Origin of the sequence: Streptomyces sp. KMM 9044 (assembly GCF_024701375.2) — a bacterium.
In the GTDB taxonomy this organism is placed as follows: Bacteria; Actinomycetota; Actinomycetes; order Streptomycetales; family Streptomycetaceae; genus Streptomyces.
The window spans coordinates 6,490,399-6,507,188 of sequence record NZ_CP113910.1 but is presented as its reverse complement, the minus strand read 5'-3'; the positions used below and the strand labels follow the sequence as shown (position 1 = coordinate 6,507,188).

The 16,790-nt window shown below is 71.6% G+C and carries 19 protein-coding genes; 6 read left to right on the top strand and 13 right to left on the bottom strand.

What is annotated here, in order from left to right; genetic code table 11:
- The first annotated feature begins 454 nt into the window (after positions 1-454).
- Positions 455-964 (top strand): DinB family protein, encoded by a 510-nt coding sequence (locus tag HUV60_RS29410; RefSeq protein WP_257851432.1) that lies wholly within the window; start codon positions 455-457, stop codon positions 962-964.
- 148 nt (positions 965-1,112) lie between these two features.
- Positions 1,113-1,610: a hypothetical protein gene (locus HUV60_RS29405; protein WP_257851434.1), complete on the top strand. Its 498-nt coding sequence runs from the start codon at positions 1,113-1,115 to the stop codon at positions 1,608-1,610.
- Between the two features lie 12 nt (positions 1,611-1,622).
- Here HUV60_RS29405 and HUV60_RS29400 read toward each other — a convergent pair whose 3' ends face one another.
- The 5 genes from HUV60_RS29400 to fabG all read right to left on the bottom strand — a co-directional run bounded on the left by HUV60_RS29400 (position 1,623) and on the right by fabG (position 6,538).
- A complete protein-coding gene (locus HUV60_RS29400; RefSeq protein WP_257851436.1) occupies positions 1,623-2,153 on the bottom strand; it encodes a hypothetical protein in 531 nt (176 codons plus the stop codon).
- A 135-nt stretch (positions 2,154-2,288) separates the two neighbouring features.
- Positions 2,289-2,972 carry a uracil-DNA glycosylase gene (gene ung, locus HUV60_RS29395; RefSeq protein WP_257851438.1) on the bottom strand — a complete coding sequence of 228 codons (684 nt, stop codon included), beginning with the start codon at positions 2,970-2,972 and terminating at the stop codon, positions 2,289-2,291.
- Positions 2,973-3,050: 78 nt separating this feature from the next.
- A complete protein-coding gene (locus HUV60_RS29390; RefSeq protein WP_257851439.1) occupies positions 3,051-4,646 on the bottom strand; it encodes an ABC transporter substrate-binding protein in 1,596 nt (531 codons plus the stop codon).
- A 243-nt stretch (positions 4,647-4,889) separates the two neighbouring features.
- A complete protein-coding gene (locus HUV60_RS29385) occupies positions 4,890-5,648 on the bottom strand; it encodes an SDR family oxidoreductase (RefSeq protein WP_257851441.1) in 759 nt (252 codons plus the stop codon).
- A gap of 125 nt (positions 5,649-5,773) precedes the next feature.
- Positions 5,774-6,538 carry a 3-oxoacyl-ACP reductase FabG gene (fabG, locus tag HUV60_RS29380; protein ID WP_257851443.1) on the bottom strand — a complete coding sequence of 255 codons (765 nt, stop codon included), beginning with the start codon at positions 6,536-6,538 and terminating at the stop codon, positions 5,774-5,776.
- 306 nt (positions 6,539-6,844) lie between these two features.
- On the opposite strand from fabG, the gene HUV60_RS29375 reads away from it, so the two are divergent.
- Positions 6,845-7,294: an excalibur calcium-binding protein gene (locus HUV60_RS29375; RefSeq protein ID WP_257851446.1), complete on the top strand. Its 450-nt coding sequence runs from the start codon at positions 6,845-6,847 to the stop codon at positions 7,292-7,294.
- A 149-nt stretch (positions 7,295-7,443) separates the two neighbouring features.
- On the opposite strand, the gene HUV60_RS29370 is transcribed toward HUV60_RS29375, so the two are convergent.
- From HUV60_RS29370 to HUV60_RS29360, 3 genes are all read right to left on the bottom strand, one after another.
- A complete protein-coding gene (locus HUV60_RS29370; protein ID WP_257851448.1) occupies positions 7,444-7,845 on the bottom strand; it encodes a DUF3037 domain-containing protein in 402 nt (133 codons plus the stop codon).
- Positions 7,842-8,612, bottom strand: a complete 771-nt coding sequence (locus HUV60_RS29365) for a HipA family kinase (protein WP_257851450.1) — start codon at positions 8,610-8,612, stop codon at positions 7,842-7,844. The genes HUV60_RS29370 and HUV60_RS29365 overlap by 4 nt, the downstream gene beginning before the upstream one ends.
- 338 nt (positions 8,613-8,950) lie before the next feature.
- Complete coding sequence (locus tag HUV60_RS29360; protein ID WP_257851452.1) at positions 8,951-9,193, bottom strand: DUF6411 family protein; 243 nt, start codon at positions 9,191-9,193, stop codon at positions 8,951-8,953.
- A 329-nt stretch (positions 9,194-9,522) separates the two neighbouring features.
- Here HUV60_RS29360 and HUV60_RS29355 point away from each other — a divergent pair, with 329 nt between their 5' ends.
- Together HUV60_RS29355 and HUV60_RS29350 are read left to right on the top strand one after the other, a co-directional pair.
- Positions 9,523-10,020, top strand: a complete 498-nt coding sequence (locus HUV60_RS29355; protein WP_257851453.1) for a Rieske (2Fe-2S) protein — start codon at positions 9,523-9,525, stop codon at positions 10,018-10,020.
- A 228-nt stretch (positions 10,021-10,248) separates the two neighbouring features.
- Positions 10,249-10,716: a pyridoxamine 5'-phosphate oxidase family protein gene (locus HUV60_RS29350; protein WP_257851455.1), complete on the top strand. Its 468-nt coding sequence runs from the start codon at positions 10,249-10,251 to the stop codon at positions 10,714-10,716.
- 38 nt (positions 10,717-10,754) lie between these two features.
- Here the strand turns inward: HUV60_RS29350 and HUV60_RS29345 are convergent, their stop codons facing one another.
- A complete protein-coding gene (locus tag HUV60_RS29345) occupies positions 10,755-12,092 on the bottom strand; it encodes an aminotransferase class I/II-fold pyridoxal phosphate-dependent enzyme (RefSeq protein WP_257851456.1) in 1,338 nt (445 codons plus the stop codon).
- A gap of 35 nt (positions 12,093-12,127) precedes the next feature.
- Between HUV60_RS29345 and HUV60_RS29340 the strand changes: the two genes are divergently transcribed.
- On the top strand, positions 12,128-12,826 hold the full coding sequence (locus HUV60_RS29340) for a pyridoxamine 5'-phosphate oxidase family protein (RefSeq protein WP_257851457.1): 699 nt from the start codon (positions 12,128-12,130) through the stop codon (positions 12,824-12,826).
- Between the two features lie 76 nt (positions 12,827-12,902).
- On the opposite strand, the gene HUV60_RS29335 is transcribed toward HUV60_RS29340, so the two are convergent.
- The 4 genes from HUV60_RS29335 to HUV60_RS29320 form a co-directional block, all read right to left on the bottom strand.
- Positions 12,903-13,859, bottom strand: a complete 957-nt coding sequence (locus HUV60_RS29335; RefSeq protein ID WP_257851459.1) for a DMT family transporter — start codon at positions 13,857-13,859, stop codon at positions 12,903-12,905.
- Between the two features lie 251 nt (positions 13,860-14,110).
- Positions 14,111-15,124 (bottom strand): EamA family transporter, encoded by a 1,014-nt coding sequence (locus HUV60_RS29330; protein ID WP_257851791.1) that lies wholly within the window; start codon positions 15,122-15,124, stop codon positions 14,111-14,113.
- A gap of 122 nt (positions 15,125-15,246) precedes the next feature.
- Positions 15,247-15,807: a Clp protease N-terminal domain-containing protein gene (locus HUV60_RS29325; RefSeq protein ID WP_257851460.1), complete on the bottom strand. Its 561-nt coding sequence runs from the start codon at positions 15,805-15,807 to the stop codon at positions 15,247-15,249.
- Between the two features lie 292 nt (positions 15,808-16,099).
- The gene (locus HUV60_RS29320; protein WP_257851462.1) at positions 16,100-16,729 is read right to left on the bottom strand and encodes a PadR family transcriptional regulator; all 630 of its coding nucleotides are present in this window, start codon (positions 16,727-16,729) and stop codon (positions 16,100-16,102) included.
- Positions 16,730-16,790 lie beyond the last annotated feature (61 nt).

Here is a 16,790-nt window from a genome sequence, read left to right as displayed (position 1 = left end):
TGCCGTTCCGGGAGGGCCAAGGCAGTGCGCAGAATCTGACGCGCGTGCTCATGGCAACACTCCACGGTTCCCGTGGACGGCCCTCAGTACCATGCTGTCGTGCGAGCTCGGAGGCATCACAGAGTCGTCGGTCTCGTCCGGAACGAGCAGTTCCACTGTCCCGACGCGATCGTTCCCGCGACAGGGCGGTCAGGACCGCGCACGGCGCACGCCGACCCATTTACTGTGCCCCCGGCGCACGGCGAAGCCGTGCTGAGTTGCTGTTGCTCAATTGCGGAAAGTGACGCCGGCCTGTCGACGGGGCGCGTGGAACGGGCCTCGCGAGGAGGCCGTCCGGCGCCCCGGCCGACCCCTCTCGGACGCGGTGCGTGCCCCTCCCTCGAATCGAGCAGCAGAGTCACATCCGACGGCAAAACGCCTGCGGCGGATCCACCGGACCGCAAAAGACACAGGCATGACCACTCAGCGCCACGAACCCGCCACCGACGCCGACGACCGCACCATGCTGGAGGGCTGGCTCGACTACCACCGCCAGACCCTCGCCTGGAAGTGCGAGGGCCTGACCGACGGACAACTGCGCACCGCCTCGGTGCCACCGTCCGAGCTGTCGCTGATGGGGCTGGTGCGGCACATGGCGGACGTCGAGCGCGGCTGGTACCGCAGGGTGCTCGCGAACGAGGACGCCGGCCCGCTCCATTACGACGAGGCCGACCCGGACGGCGAGTTCCACCTCACCGGCGCGGAGACCTGGCAGGAGGTGCACGCCGCCTGGCAGGCCGAGATCGGCATCGCCCGGCGCAACGCGGCCGGCTTCGGTCTGGACGACCTGGCCAAGGGGCGGCACAGGTCCGGCGAACGGTTCACCCTGCGCTGGATCCACACGCACATGATCGAGGAGTACGCGCGTCACAACGGCCACGCCGACCTGCTCCGCGAGCGTCTCGACGGCGCCACCGGCAGCTGAGGGCGACGCCGGGCCCCGGGCCGGCCGGGCCCGTCAGCCGCACGTAAACCCTCGGCACTCCCATGCCCCCGTACGGGGCCGGAGATCACCCGTGCGGGGCATCCTCCGCCCGTCCTCCGGCTCCCGGAGGGCCGGAGACTGCAGAGTGATGTGGGTGCATCGACAGACGACCGCAGCAACGCTGCTGGTGACCGTGGCGGTCTCCGCTCTCGCGGGCTGTGTGACAGTTCAGCGCCCTTCCGAGCTCGGCCCGCCCGCGGGCGCGGCCCGGTTCCCGGAGCCGCGCCCGGACGACCGGACGCGGGAGGTGGTGCAGGCACCGGCACGCGAGGCCCTGGAGATGATCGCCCCGTCCCGCCGGCCCACCGAGCCGCCCGCTTCCCCCTCGCGCCGTGCCGCCCCCACGGCACCCGCTCCGGAACGGACCGCGCCGTCCGACGGCCGGAACCCGCGGCCGGGTGCCGACGGCCCGGCCTACGACAGAACCGCACCACCAGCACCCGCCGTGGAGGTCTCCGAGGCCGCGGACACCATCCGTGGCGACCTCGGCGGGCAGGCGGACGTCTGCGCCCTGGGCAAGGAGTACGGCCGCTGGCCCGCGGGCAGCCCTCAGGCGGCCATCTGCGAGAAGAGGTACGGGCGTTGACCGCTGCAAGGTCTACGGACGCTGCCGCGGCGGTCCCCACCCCCCGGCCGCCCCGCCCTCCTCGCCCAGCCGGATCTCCATACGCCGGATGGCGGCCCGGAGCCTGTCGCCGTAGGAGTCGCCGGCAAGGGCACGGGCGGCTCCGCGGGCCCGGTGCAGGTGGACGCGGGCGGCGTCGGGACGGGCCAGCCGGGCGTAGTCGGCGGCGAGGTTGAGGTGCAGGGAGGGATAGAGGGCACGCACCGCGAGCATGCCCTCGTACCCGGCGGGGCGGTCGGCGGTCGCTTCCCCCTCGGCCTCGTTCGCTGCCGCCAACGCCCGCAGGTCCCAAGCGAGTTCGTCCTCGGGGTCGTCCTGGGTGTCGGCCAGGTAATGGGCCAGGGTGCAGCGGTGCAGGGCGTCGCCGTGGGCCCCGATCTCCGTCCACAGCCCGAGGAGACGATGCCTCGCCTCCTCGCGGTCCCCCGCGTGGTGCAGCATCACGACCTGCCCGATCCGCGTCAGCACGGAATCCGGCGCCACCTGCTCCTGTCGGTCCGCCACCACGCCCTCCGCACCGCTCGCCCGATCGTCCCTGCCGACGCTACGGCAGGCAGGGACGATCCGGGTCGAACCGCCTCGCGACGCACCGGACCGCTCCCGTCGGCGGCAACCGGCCGCGCCCCGGACGGGCAGGTGTCAGCCCAGGTCCGGGATGGTCCAGTCGATCGGCGCATGGCCCTGCGCGGCCACCGCCTCGTTGATCTGCGTGAACGGACGGGAACCGAAGAACTTCTTCGCCGACAGCGGCGACGGGTGGGCCCCCTTGACCACCACATGCCGGCTCTCGTCGATCAGCGGCAGCTTCTTCTGCGCGTAGTTCCCCCACAGCACGAACACCGCCGGGTCGGGCCGGTCGGCCACGGCGCGGATCACCGCGTCGGTGAACCTCTCCCAGCCCCGCCCCTTGTGCGAGTTGGCCTCGCCGCCGCGCACCGTGAGCACCGCGTTGAGCAGCAGTACGCCCTGTTCGGCCCACGGCATCAGGTAGCCGTTGCCCGGGATCGGTGTGCCCAGCTCGGCGTGCATCTCCTTGTAGATGTTCCGCAGCGACGGCGGGATCCGCACTCCGGGGCGCACCGAGAAGCACAGGCCGTGCCCCTGCCCCTCACCGTGGTAGGGGTCCTGACCGAGAACCAGGACCTTCACCCTGTCGTACGGCGTCGCGTCCAGCGCCGCGAAGACCTCCTCGCGGGGCGGGTGGACGGGACCCTTCGCCCGCTCCTCCTCGACGAACTCCGTCAGCTCCTTGAAGTAGGGCTGCTGCAGTTCGTCGCCCAGAACCCCGCGCCAGGACTTGGGCAGCACGGCGATGTCGGTCACGTCAACGTCCTCACGATTGCGGTCACTTCCCGGCCTCAGAACCTACAGGCGACCACCGACAACCGCCCCTCGGTACGGCTACCAGCTGGTCTTGCGGGAGAGCTGCCACAACATCATGATCGTCGACGGGTCCAGCGCCCGCTCCGCGCCCGAGATGTCCCGGCTCGTCGCGACGTACTGCCGGCCCTGCCACAGCGGCAGCAGCCGCGCGTCGTCCACGAGGATCTGCTGGGCCTCCTCGAAGTCCTTCACGACGTTGCCGCGGTCGCTCTCCCGGCGCGACCGCGGCAGCAGGACATTGCTGATCTCGTTCGCCTCGTACGGCGTGCCGAGCGCGTTCTGCTCGCCGACGAACGGGGCGATGAAGTTGTCGGCGTCCGGGAAGTCGGGGGCCCAGCCGCGCCCGAACACCGGGTACTCACCCTTCTGGTAGCCATCGACGTACGTCTTCCAGGGGCGGCTCTCAAGGGTGATCTCGAACAGCCCGGAGGCCTCCAGCTGGCGCTCCAGCTCCTTGAACTCCAGCTTGGTCTCGGAGCCGTAGCGGTCCGTGGTGTACCAGAGGGTGAGCGGCACCGGCCCCGTGATGCCCGCCTCGGTGAGGATCCTTCGGGCCTTGTCGACGCTGGGATCGCCGTAGTTGTCGAAGAAGCCGGTGGTGTGGCCGGTCAGCCCTTTGGGGACCATCGAGTACAGCGGGTCGACGGTGTCCCGGTAGATCTTGTGCGTGATCGCGCCCCGGTCGACGACCTGGGCGACGGCCCGGCGCACCGGCTTCTTGCCGGCCCACGGGTCCTTCGGATTGAACACCAGGTAGTTGATGCTGGTGCCGGTGCCCTCCACCAGCTTGATCTCCTCCTCCTTGGAGGCCTTGCCCTGGAATTCGATGACGTCGTCCGCGGCGAGACCCCGGTAGGTGAGGTCGATCCGGTCCTCCCGCAGCGACTCGACCATCTCGGCGGAGTCCTGGAAGTAGCGGACCGTCACGGCGTTGTTCTGCCGTTCTGCGTAGCCCTTGTACTGCTCGTTGCGGGCGAGCCGGGCCTCGCTGCCCTCCTCGTACGATTCGAGGGTGTACGGCCCGGAGCCGACGATGCCGGACTCCTCGCGCGGGGCCTCGGCCGGATAGGCCTTCGGGGAGACGATCGACAGGGCCGGGGTGGCGAGCACGAAGGGAAACGTCGCGTCGGGCTTGTTGAGGTGGAAGACCACTTCCTGGGCGCTCGGCGCCTCCACCCGTTCGAGGCTGCCCAGCAGACCGGCCGGACCGCCGTTCACCTTGATCTTGCGGATCCGGTCGACGGAGTACTTGACCGCCTTGGCGTCGAGCGTGCTGCCGTCGGAGAACGTCAGCCCCGCACGCAGTTCGCAGCGGAACACCTGGTGGGAGCTGTCGGAGAACTCGCATCCCTCGGCCGCGTCCGGCTGGGGCGTGCTCGCGCCGACCGGGTAGCTCAGCAGGGTCTGGTAGACGTTGCGGAACAGCTCCCAGGAACTGTCCCAGGAGGCCGCGGGATCGAGCGTGCTCGGCGAGCTGGTCGTCCCCACGACGATCGGCACGTCGTCGTCCGGAGTGTCGGACGTCAGCACACCGCAACCGGTGGACAAGGACGATATCGACGCGATGGACGCGACCGCCGCCACCCCTCGCAGCCATCGGTTCCGCTTGAACACGCGCACGCTCCTCGATCTGCCGTCCCAAGAGTCGGCAGACGATACCGCGCTGTTTCCGCCTCGGACCCTCCTTCGCATGCCCGTTGAGATCAACTCGTTGTAGATCACGTGGTCACTCTGCGTTGACTACGTTGTCATCAGTCCACTCGTCTTCGAAAACACCGGTACGGGCGCCGTTTCGTCAACGGACGCCCGTACCGGAACAATCGTGGCCCACGCCACATCGGCTCGGCCCACGCCGGCTCAGCCCACGCCGGCGTTCAGGAGGATGCCGCCGTCGATCACCAGGGTCTGGCCGGTGACCCAGTCCGACTGGTCCGAGGTGAGGAACGCGGCGGCGCCGCCGATGTCGGCCGGCACACCGAGCCGGCCCAGCGGGTAGGACGCGACAACCTCCTCCTCCCGGTCCTCGTACAGCGCCTGCGCGAACTTGGTCTTCACCACCGCCGGGGCGATCGCGTTGACCCGTACCCTCGGCGCGAACTCGTGCGCCAGCTGCCCGGTCAGGTTGATCAGCGCGGCCTTGCTGACGCCGTACGCGGCGATGAAGGGCGAGGGCGCGACGCCCGCGAGAGAGGCGATGTTGACGATCGCCCCGCCGTTGTCCTTCTGCCAGGCGTGCCAGGTCCGCTGGGCGAAACCGAGCGCCGAGATCACGTTGGTCTCGAACACCTTGCGCGCCACGTTCAGGTCGAGGTCGGCGATCGCCCCGAACACCGGGTTGGTCCCGGCGTTGTTGACGAGGAAGTCGACCCGGCCGAAGGCCTCCATCGTGCGCTCGACGGCGACGGCCTGGTGGGCCTCGTCGTGCGCCTTGCCGGCCACTCCGATCACCCGGTCGGCGCCGAGCTTCTCGACGGCCTCCTTGAGGGTGTCCTCGTTGCGGCCGGTGATGCAGACGCGGTCACCGCGCGCCACCAGCGCCTCGGCGACGCCGAGCCCGATGCCGCGGCTGGCACCGGTGACCAGGGCGGCCTTGCCCGAGAGTTCCACTGAAGTCATGTCCGTATCCCCTAGTCGTGCCTAGTCGTCCTAGTCGTCCCTGGTGGTTCCTGCTCGTCGCAGTCGACCGCCGTTGCCCCGGCCGCCCACGGGCGGTCCCCTGGCAGCCCGTGGCCCGGCGTTCCTCAGTCGAGCGGTCCGCCCGCCACGTACAGCACCTGGCCGGAGACGAATCCGGCGGCCTCACCGGTGAAGAAGGCGATGGCGTTGGCGATGTCCTCCGGCTCGCCGACCCGGGCCACCGGGATCTGGGTGGCGGCGGCGGCCTTGAAGTCGTCGAAACCCATGCCCACGCGGTCGGCGGTGGCCTTGGTCATCTCGGTGGCGATGAATCCGGGGGCGACGGAGTTGGCGGTCACGCCGAACTTGCCGAGTTCCTTGGCAAGGGTCTTGGTGAAGCCCTGCAGGCCGGCCTTGGCTGCGGAGTAGTTGACCTGGCCGCGGTTGCCGAGCGCGGAGGAGGAGGAAAGGTTGACGATCCGGCCGAAGCCGGCGTCCACCATGTGCTTCTGACAGGCCTTCGACATCAGGAAGGCACCGCGCAGGTGCACGTTCATGACCGTGTCCCAGTCGGAGACGCTCATCTTGAACAGCAGGTTGTCGCGCAGCACGCCCGCGTTGTTGACCAGGATGGTCGGCGCGCCGAGTTCCTCGGCGATCCTGGCGACGGCGGCCTCGACCTGCGTCTCGTCCGAGACGTCGCAGCCGACCGCGAGGGCCCTGCCACCGACGGTGGTGATCTTCTCGACGGTGTCCTTGCAGGCTCCCTCGTCGAGGTCGATCACGGCGACCGCGCGGCCCTCGGCGGCCAGTCGTACCGCGGTGGCGGCGCCGATACCGCGCGCGGCACCGGTGACGACGGCGACCCGCTGCTGCTCAGTGGTGGACATCGCTGCTTCTCCTCGACCTTGGACCTTCGGATGCGGCTCCTGCGACCCGCCCGAATGGGTGAGCGACCGCTTAGTACCTTCAGTGGAGGTGACGCTAGAAGCCCGGGCACCCGGTGTCAACGGCCCACCCTGCTGTGTGATCCATTCCCCGGCCCGCCGGACCCCGGGCACACCACGTCCGCCCGGTGCCGTCCCATGCCCGGCTCCCTCGATTACCACCCGATCGGCCCATGGCTGCGCGCCCCGGCACGGGGGCGCGCCTAGTGTCCAAGCACGAGCCACTTGTGGCCGGAAAGGAGGCGCACCATGCGCCGACGCACCGGTGCCCTCGGCATACTCGTCGCGCTCGCCGCGACACTGCCGGTGGCCCACACCGCTCACGCCCAGAACCTGGACTGCTCGGACTTCACCTACCAGGAGGAAGCGCAAGCCCTGTTCAACCTCGACCGGAGCGACCCCAACGGACTCGACGAGGACCAGGGCCCCGACGACAACATCGCCTGCGAGGCCCTGCCCCGCCGCGAGGACACCCTCACCTCCTCCACCAGCGCTCCCCGGGCGACGGCCACCACCGCCGCGTCCGCGACTCCCCCCGCACCCGCCACGGTCGCGCCGACGCGTGGTGTGGAGGGCGGGCTGGGCGGCTCGTCGGCCGCCGGACCGAGCGACTGGGAGGCCGGAGTCGGCCTGGCCTTCGCGGCCGGCGCTCTCGCCACGACCGGGTACCTGGTGAGGCGCCACCGCCGCCACACCTGACGCGGGGGCCGGCGCGTGCCTCCGTACACCGCTCCCCCTCTCCCGGCTCCCGTGCCCCTGTGAGCGGCGGGCCGTCGCAGTCTTCCCGCTGCGGCGGCCCGCCGTGGTGGTTCACCGTGCCGACCCGTCGTGGGCGCCGGCCCTCCGGGTCAGAGCACGAGCAGGTCGAGCAGTCGCCGCACCTCGGCCGCCGGATCGGCGGTGAGCCCGGTGTGCACGGGACCGGGCTGGACGACGGTGGAGCGCGGGGCGATCAGCCAGCGGAACCGCCGCCCGGCATCGTCGCCCGCGGCCTGACCCGCCGCGTTCCCGCCCGCGCACACGCCCTCGACGGCACGCAGTGCGGCCCGGACGCCGGCCAGGTCCACGTGCGGGTCGAGGGCCAGCAGTCGGGACGCGTCGAGGTGGGTACCGGCCCCGACGAACGCCTCGTGACGGCAGTACACGATCACCCCGGCGTTGACGCACTCGCCTCGTTCGACCCGCGGCACGACCCGCAGCAGTGCGTACTCGAAGACGTGCCGGTCGCTGAGGTCGCTGCGGTCGCTCACTGGTTCGCCTTCTCCCCGACGCCGTGGACCCACTCGTGGACGGTGGCTGCGCGGGCGAGCAGGGCGCGCGCGTAGGCCTGCCGGAGTTCGTCCGGCGTGTCGAATCCGGGTTCACCGGCCAGCCATACGTCGGGGATCTCCGCGGTGACCTCGGCGAGCAGGTCGGCGGTGACGCGCGGTGCGAGTTCCGCCGCCGCGGCGGCCACGTTCGGCCCGAAGGGCCTCAGGGCGTGGTCGGAGGCGTCGTAGGGGCGGGCGACGGAGCGCTCCGCGCCGGGCCAGTGGTGATGCCAGATCATGGTCGCGCCGTGGTCGATGAGCCAGAGTTCGCCGCGTCGGCGCAGCAGGTTGGGGTTGCGCCAGGAACGGTCGACGTTGTTCACCAGCGCGTCGAACCAGACGACCCGCCCGGCCTCCTCGGGACCGACCTCGAAGGCGAGCGGGTCGAAGCCGAGCGCCCCGGAGAGGAAGTCCATGCCCAGGTTGGTGCCCCCGCTGGACTTGAGGAGTTCCTGAACCTGTTCGTCGGGCTCGCCCAGCCCCAGGACCGGATCGAGTTCCACCGTCACCAGACGCGGCACCCGGAAACCCAGCCGCCGGGCGAGTTCCCCGCAGACGACCTCGGCGACCAGCGTCTTGCGCCCCTGCCCCGCACCGGTGAACTTCACGACGTAGGTGCCGAGGTCGTCGCCCTCGATCAGTCCCGGCAGCGAGCCGCCCTCCCGCAGGGGCGTGATGTAGCGGGTTGCGGTGACCTCGGTCAGCATTTCCCCAGGTTACGCGATCCCTTGACCTTGCAATCCATGACCCTCTCAAAACTCCCGTGTTCCGGGAGGGCCGACCAGGGTACGTCCCTTGCTCCCGGCCTCCGCCGCGAAGTGAGCGCAGGAAGCCGTGCGGTTGCGGGCAGGGCAGTGCCGGCGGCGGGCAGGAACCGGGCGTCGCTGCCGTGTTCGGGGTGTCGCTGAAGGCGGTGGACAGCTGACGTGGGCTTCGCCCCGTGGGCGACCGTCCTTGACGACCACGCAGCTGATGAGCCCCGCTCGGCATGCTTGCCGAGCGGGGCTGACCGCTGTCAGAAGTTCTGTCTCTCGAACCGCCGGGATCAGAACGGCATGCGTCCCCTGGCCCGGCGGCCTGCTGAACCGCTGCGGCCCAGAGCGCGGGAGCTGGAGCGGAAGGGCTTGCTGAACAGCCGCCCCAGCGGCCCGGGAGCCTTGGACCCGGCCCGTGAGCCGACGCCCATGGTGCGCTGCGCACCGTTTTGTGGGTGCCGCGACAGGCGGGGCACCAGGAAGGCGAGTATCGCCAGTACGACGCAGAGGGCGATGATGCCTACGATAACCATGTCGTGTCTCCTGAATCGGGACTTTGGGCGACCGTCACCCGTGTAATCCCGCATGCCCCCTGCAAGACCTCACACGCTCGGCAATTTCCTCGACCCCGCACTGCCCTGTTCATGGAGCGAGTGCCCGAACGCCGACGACAGCCCCGTCCGCTCCCGTCGCGTCGGCTTCCCGCCGGGCGCATCGGGCCCGTGCCCCGACAGGGAAACGACAGCGGTGGCTTACGTCCGTCCGACCCCGTGTGGGGCAAGCTCGGCAGTGCCTGAACAGCGTGGGCACGCCGACCGTACCTCTCCCCAGATCACGCAACCCCCGGAAGGGACACAACCGCATGACCAGCGCATCGCATCAGCTCGCATCGGGACCGGCCCGTCGAACCGTCGTGGCGGCGGCCGGAGCGGCGGGCCTCGCCGTCGCGCTGACCGCCTGCGGAGGCTCCGACGAGCCTTCCGGCTCGCCGGACTCCGCCGCCCCCGGCGACTCCCCGGACAACAACGGAGCGACCGGCAACGGTTCGGGTGACGAGGGCAACGATGCCGCCGGTGCCGCGCTCGCCTCGGTCGCCGACATCCCCGAGGGCGGCGGAAAGGTCTTCGCCGACAGCAAGGTGGTGGTCACCCAGCCGACGGCAGGCGAGTTCAAGGCGTTCTCGGCAACCTGCACCCACCAGGGGTGCGCGGTGAAGAGCGTCGCCGACGGGGTCATCAACTGCCCCTGTCACAACAGTAATTTCTCGATCGCCGACGGCAGTGTGCAGAGCGGCCCGGCGACCAAGCCGCTGCCCGCCATGGAGATCACCGTCAGCGGGGACTCGATCACGCTCGCGTGAGCCGTCAGCGCCGGACCGTACGGCGCTGACGGTTCCATGCGCGCCGGCACATCGGCCGTGGTCGCGAGGGTCGCGACCACGGCCAGGGTGTGCGCGCGGTTCCCCCGGTCGGCGGCGGCCGGGCGGAGGAGGTTGGCCACCCTTGCGTGCAGAAGGAAGGCGACCCATCCTTTTCTGACGTGATGTCAGAGAATCTCTCTGGCACGACGTGAGAGAAGAGGGGGCCGCATGACTGCCACGCAGCGCCGGGGCCGGAAGATCATGATGACGCCGGGCGAACTGGACGACTTCCTCACCGCTCAGCGCACCTGCCGGGTGGCCACGGTGTCGGCCGACGGAGCACCGCATGTCAGCACGCTCTGGTTCGCCTGGGACGGCACCTCGCTGTGGCTGTACTCCGTGGTGCGCTCCAAACGCTGGGCGGACCTGCGCCGAAACCAGCGGGTGGCGATCGTCGTGGACACCGGCGAGGAATACGACGAGTTGCGCGGTGCCGAGTTGTCCGGGCAGGTGGAGTTCGTGGGCGAGATACCCCGAACCGGCGAACTCCGCGCCGAACTCGACGTCCCCGAGGCGCTGTTCGCGCGCAAGAACTTCAACCTCGACGAGATTCCGCACGACGGCCGGCATGCCTGGATACGGCTCACTCCCGAGAAGACCGTGTCCTGGGACTTCCGGAAACTGGGCGCGCGGTAGCGGGCGGGGCAGGGTTCGGTCCGGCCCCCACGCCTGCTCTAGGCATACGTCCTGGACTCCCTCGCCTGCGGTCCGATCGCCGCGCCGATGGCCTCGCTCAAGGGCCCGATGTCGTCCGCAGTGAGCGTCGACACGGTGACGCGGATGGCGGGCGGGGCGCTCATCCGGAAGCGGGCACCGGGCGCCACCGCCCAGCCCGCGTGCAGCAGCCGGGCGACGGCGCCGGTCTCGTCCGGCACGGGCACCCACACGTTCATGCCGCTGCGTCCGTGCGCCGTGATCCCCTGCCGGGCCAGCGCCCCGATCAGGGCGTTTCGGCGCCGCCCGTACCGCGCCGCCACCGCCGCCGGGTCCACCGTGCCGCCGGCCCAGAGCCTGAGCACCGCGCGCTGGACCGTGCGGCTGACCCAGCCCGGCCCCAGCCGCTGCCGTCCCCGTACCCGGTCGATGGTGACCGGGTCCCCGGTGAGCACGGCGAGCCGCAGGTCGGGACCGTACGCCTTGGCCGCCGAACGGACGAAGGCCCAGCTGCGGGTGGCACCGGCGAGTGGGTGCAGGGGCAGGTCGACGATGTGATGCCCGTGGTCGTCCTCGATCAGCAGCGTCTCCGGGTGGTCCGCGAGCACTGCCCGCAGGGCCCGCGTGCGTGCCGCGCTCAGCGCGGCACCGGTCGGGTTCTGCGCCCGGTCCGTGACGATCAGCGCGCGCGCCCCGCCTGCCAGGGCCTGCCGTACGTCGTCGGGGACCGGCCCCTCGTCGTCGACGCCGACCGGGACGGTCCGCAGGCCGAGCGCCAGAACGAGGTCGAGCACGCTGCCCCATCCGGGGTCCTCCACTGCCACCGCGTCGCCCTGTCGGAGGTGGGCCGCGAGCACCCGCTCCATGGCGTCGAGGGCGCCGGAGGTCACGGCGACCGGACCGCCGGGGACGCCGTCGTCGTCCAGTCCGGCGCGGGCGAACCGGGCCAGCCCGGGCTCCACGGGTGCGTGCCCGTAGAGCATCGGTTCCCGGTCACCCTGCTCGGCCGCGACGGCGAAGGCCTCGGCGAGCGGGGGCAGCAGTGCGGGGTCGGGGTTGCCGTCGGAGAGGTCCCGTACGCCCTGCGGGACCTCCACCCGGGCGGAGTCGCGCGCCGTGGTGGCGGGTTTGGGCCGCACACGGCTCCCCCGACGGCCTGCGGTCTCGATCACCCCGCGCTCGCGCAGGGTCCGGTACGCGGACGCGACGGTATTGGGGTTCACCCCGAGCCGTTCCGCCAGTTCCCGCATCGGCGGCAGCGGTTCACCCGGCTGGAGCGCCCCTTCGCCCACCGCGCGCTCGATGCCCGCTGAGATCTCCGCAGCGCGCCGACCTGTGATCCTGTACTCTCCTAGCACAAAGCCAAGTATGCACTAATGCAATGGAGGACGCCATGCCGGGGACCCGGACGCCGCAGCAGCCGGCCGACGCCGCCCACACCGACAGCTACCGTCCCACCGGACGCACGGTTCCCACCCGCTCCCCGGACCGCGCCGCGTACGACAGGGACCTGGTGCACGCCATACTCGACAAGGGCTACGTCTGCCATCTCGGTTTCGTCCGTGACGACGCGCCGGTGGTGCTGCCCACGCTGTACGCCCGGGTCGGCGGTTGTCTCTACGTGCACGGTTCGACGGGCTCGCGCCCGCTGCGCGCGGCGGGTCTGGCCGACCCCGGGCTCCCGGTCTGTCTGACCGTCACGCACGTGGACGGGCTGGTGCTGGCCCGCTCGGCGTTCCACCACTCGATCAACTACCGCTCCGTGGTGGTACACGGTCTCGCGTACGACGTGACCGACACCGAGGAGAAGCGGCAGGCGCTGGACGCCCTCGTCGACCACGTCGTCCCCGGCCGCGCCGCCGACTCGCGCCCGGCGAACAAGAAGGAGCTGGCCGCCACTGCGGTGATCCGCCTCGACCTGACCGAGGTCTCCGCCAAGCTCCGCACCGGCGGCGTGAACGACGAGCCCGAGGACCTCGCCCTCCCCCACTGGGCCGGCGTCGTCCCCGTGACCCGCACGTACGGCATCCCGCTCGCGGACCCCGCCCTGCCCGTCGGCACGGAGCCGCCGGAGTACCTGGCGACCCTGTGAACGCCGCGGGCGCGCGCCGCGGGCGGGACATGCCCCGCACTCCCGGGCTGGGCATGTCCCCTGAGAACCTGCGCCGTCACGCCGACGCCGCGCCTCTCTGCCCCCTGCCGGTCCGCGCGTCCCGCGCCTCGCCGATCGCGAGCCCCGCGACCGAGCCGAGCATCAGCAGGGTGCCGGCCAGCACGGCGGGGGTGAGCCGCTCGCCGAGCAGGGCGACGGCGAGCACCGCCGCGCTCACCGGTTCGAGAAGCATGATCACGGACACGGTGGCCGACCGCACGACCGCCGCGCCCGCGAAGTACAGGCCGTAGGCGAGAGCCGTCGGAACCGCGGCGATGTACACCAGGAGACACAGCAGCAGAGAGGGATCGCCGGTGTACGGCACCAGCCCTTCGACTGCGGCGAACGGCAGCAGCAGCACGCTGGTGACGGCGAACGCCCCGACGGTCGTGCCGGAGGCGTCCAGCCCACCGTCGCGCCCCCACCACCGGGTGAGCAGGGTCATCACCGAGTAGCCTGCTGCGGACAGCAGTGCGAGCAGGATGCCCCCCGGGTCCACGGTCGTCTCCCCGCCGCCGAGGACGAGCATGGCGAGCCCGGCGAGCGCCCCCACGACGGCGGCGACCCCACCCCGCCCGAGCCGCTCCCCCAGGAACAGCCGCGCGCCGAGCGCGATCAGTACGGGTCCGGCGCCGAGGGTGACGACGGTGGCCACGGCGAGCCCCGTGGCGGCGACGGCCGCGAAGTAGGCCGTCTGGAACACAGCGAGCCCCGCCCCGGTGGCCACGGCCCGCCGCACCCTGGGGCCCGGAGCCCCGGTCACGGCGGTCCGGGCACGCGGGACCAGCATCCGGGCGCCGAGCAACAGCGCCAGGCCGGTCGCGCAGCGCCAGAAGGAGAGGGCGACCGGTCCCATGTCACTGGTCCGGTAGACCAGTGACGCGGCGGCGCCCGCGGTGCCCCAGGCGGCACCGGCGCCGAGCAGATAGAGCAGGCCTCGCCCGACGGGCAGGCCGGTGACGGTGTTCGACACGTGTTCTCTCCGCAGTTGCACACAGATACGCGCGCGTACGCACCACTCACGGAAGTGCCCGCGCTGCGCGAAAGGCCGGAAGGGAGCCCCGGATCAGGCCCGGATCGAACCGGTCCCGCGGGGCCCGCGGACTGCGTGTGCGGGCAGCACCACTACGCCCGGCGACAACGCACCGGGCGCGGGGGACTCAGGGCCCGCCTCAGGCGGCGGGCGGCGGAAGAACCAGTGCGCGTGCATGCATGATCATCATCCTAGGCCGCGGTTCCCGGTGTGGACAACTCCCTTTCGGCTCCCCCGCTCGCCACCGGGCGGTCGGGGCTTCTGGCGGGTGCCGAGGCCTGGGCGACGAACGCTCCCGCCAGGACCACCGCGCCGCCGATGATCTGCGGTGCCGACAGGTGCTCGCCGAGCAGGACCCAGGCCAGCACGGTGGCGACCACCGCTTCGAGGCAGGCCACCACCCCGGCGACCTGCGGCGAGAGCCGGCGCACGGAGAGCACGCCGGTGCCGTACGCGGCGACCGTGGCGACGAGGACGAGCCAGGCGAGCAGCGCGAAGGCGGCGACCGGGGTGCCGTCCACGCGCGCGCTGCCCGCGAGCACCGACCAGTCCATGGACCACGGACGGGCGACAACGGTGAGGAGAGCGGCGCCGGCGAGCAGACCGTAGGCGATCACCCCGAGCGGGTCAGGAGCCCGGTCACCGTGATCGCTGCCCTGGTCGGAAAAGACGAAGTAGCCGACCTGGCAGCAGGCGGCGCCGAGCGCGAACAGCAGTCCGGCGAGGTCGAAGCCGAGGCCCGACCACACCTCCACGACACAGGCCAGTCCCCCCACCGCCAGCACCACACCGACCGCCGCCGCCCGGGTAACCGGCCGCCGCTGCACGAACCGCACCCAGCCGAGGACGAGCGCGGGCGCCAGATACTCGACGAGCAGCGCGACGCCGACGGGGATACGGGAGATGGCGGCGAAGTAGAAGGCCTGGACCCCGGCGACGGCGAACAGTCCGAACCCGGCGAGCAGCACCGGATGGCTGCGCAGCAGTCCCCGGTGGCGCACGGCCGACGGCAGCATGACCAGGGCCGCGCCCGCCACCCTCAGCCACACGACGTGCAGCGGGTCCAGGCCCGCCTCGATCAGCGGCTTGGCGGCGACTCCCGATCCGCCGAAGGCCGCCGCGGACAGGAGCGCGAGGCCGAGCCCGGCGCCCTTCCCACGAGTGTCCCGGGCGCTCCGGGTGCTGGCAGAGGTAGGCACCGGCACATGGTGCCAGGCGCCGACAGGAGCGTCACCCCTCATGACACCTGTCTCACGGGCTGGACGCGCGGCCCGGGACCGAATGGGGAAAATCCACTGGCGGGAGCCGCCCGCCCCTCACCGCGCTCTCAGCCCGTCGGCCTCTCAGTGAGCAGGGTCACCGGCCCGTGTGCCCCGTCGAGACGGGCGAGGACGTCGCGGTGGCCGATTCCGGCGTGCTCGAGCACCTCCACCGCCCGCGCCCGCGGGTCCACGATGATCGCCGCGAGCAGGTCCACGCCGCACGCGGGACCGCCATGGCGTGCGGCGCGTTCACGGGCGTACTCCAGACCGGCCGCCGCCAGCGGCGAGAACCCGATGGTCCGCACCACCACCGGAACGGAGCCGGCGCCCTCGACGGCACCCTGCCAGCGCAGGCCGTAGCCGATGCTGCGCTGGACCAGGTAGCCGAGCAACCGGGCGGTGCGCCTGCCCTCGCCGAGGACCGCGCACACCTCGGCGTCGGACTCCAGCAGCGAGTGCAGCAGATGGGCGGTGTCGATCTGCCGGTCCGCGTCCCTGACCGCTCTGCGGCGGGCACCGCTGACCACCGCTGCCAGCTCCACGCCGAGTCCGGCACCGTGTTCCGCGCGGTGGCTGCCCTGTTCCTGGGTCCGGTAGGCCGACGGCCGAGGGGTACGGTGTTGCACGCCTCCCACCACATCAGCCCCGCGGGTCCGTGGCATCCCCGGCGAGGAGCATCTTCCCGTCCCACGGGAAGTGGACGCGCGGGGCCGCGATCTCCTCCTTGGGAAGGAGAATCAACCCGCTTCCCCTCGGGCCCGCCGCGCCGCCGCAGCCCGAGACCGAGGGACGGCCGCCCGGCAGAAGTCAGCGTGGAAACACGCAGCCACGATGGTGTCCCGCGGATCGCTCCACGGGACACCATGTTCACGCCGGCCGACCACCCGGCACTCCAGACACCGACCTCGGCCCTCAGCCTCAGTCGTCGGCGAGGATGAGATACAGCTTCCTGCGGGTTTCGTTGACGATGGCGAGCGCCTTCTCGCGCTGCTCCTTGGTACCGGTCTTCCAGACCTGTCCGAACGCCTCCATCAGGCCGGACCCGGCCTGCCGGGCCTCGCTCAGCGCCTCCCAGTCGACCCCGCGGGAGGCCTCCTCCCAGGGCGCCTCGGGACCTTCCTCGGCCGCGGCGTGACCGGTGCCGGTGAGTGCGAACAGCTTCTTGCCGCCCTCGGACTCACTGATGATCAGCCCTTCGTCCTCCAGCATCTGGAGGGTGGGGTACACCGATCCGGGGCTGGGCTTCCACGCCCCGCCACTGCGCTCGGCGATCTCCTGGATCATCTCGTAGCCGTGCATCGGCCGGTCCTTCAGCAGGGCCAGGATCGATGCCCGTACGTCACCGCGCCGCGCCCTCCCCCTGGGCCCGCCACGCCCTCGTCCGCCCCAGGGGCCGTGCCCGAAACCCGGACCGAAGCCGGGACCCCCGGGGCCACCCGGCCCACCGGGGCCGAAGGGGCCGAAAGCGGCCCGCAGCCTGTCGAAGTCACCCCGGTCGCCCTTCGGGCCACCGTGACCGTGTCCGTGCTCGAAACCATGGGTGCGCATCGCAACCACTCTCCATTCCATCGTTGACCTGTCGCGACAACTCAACGATATATCGGAGAAA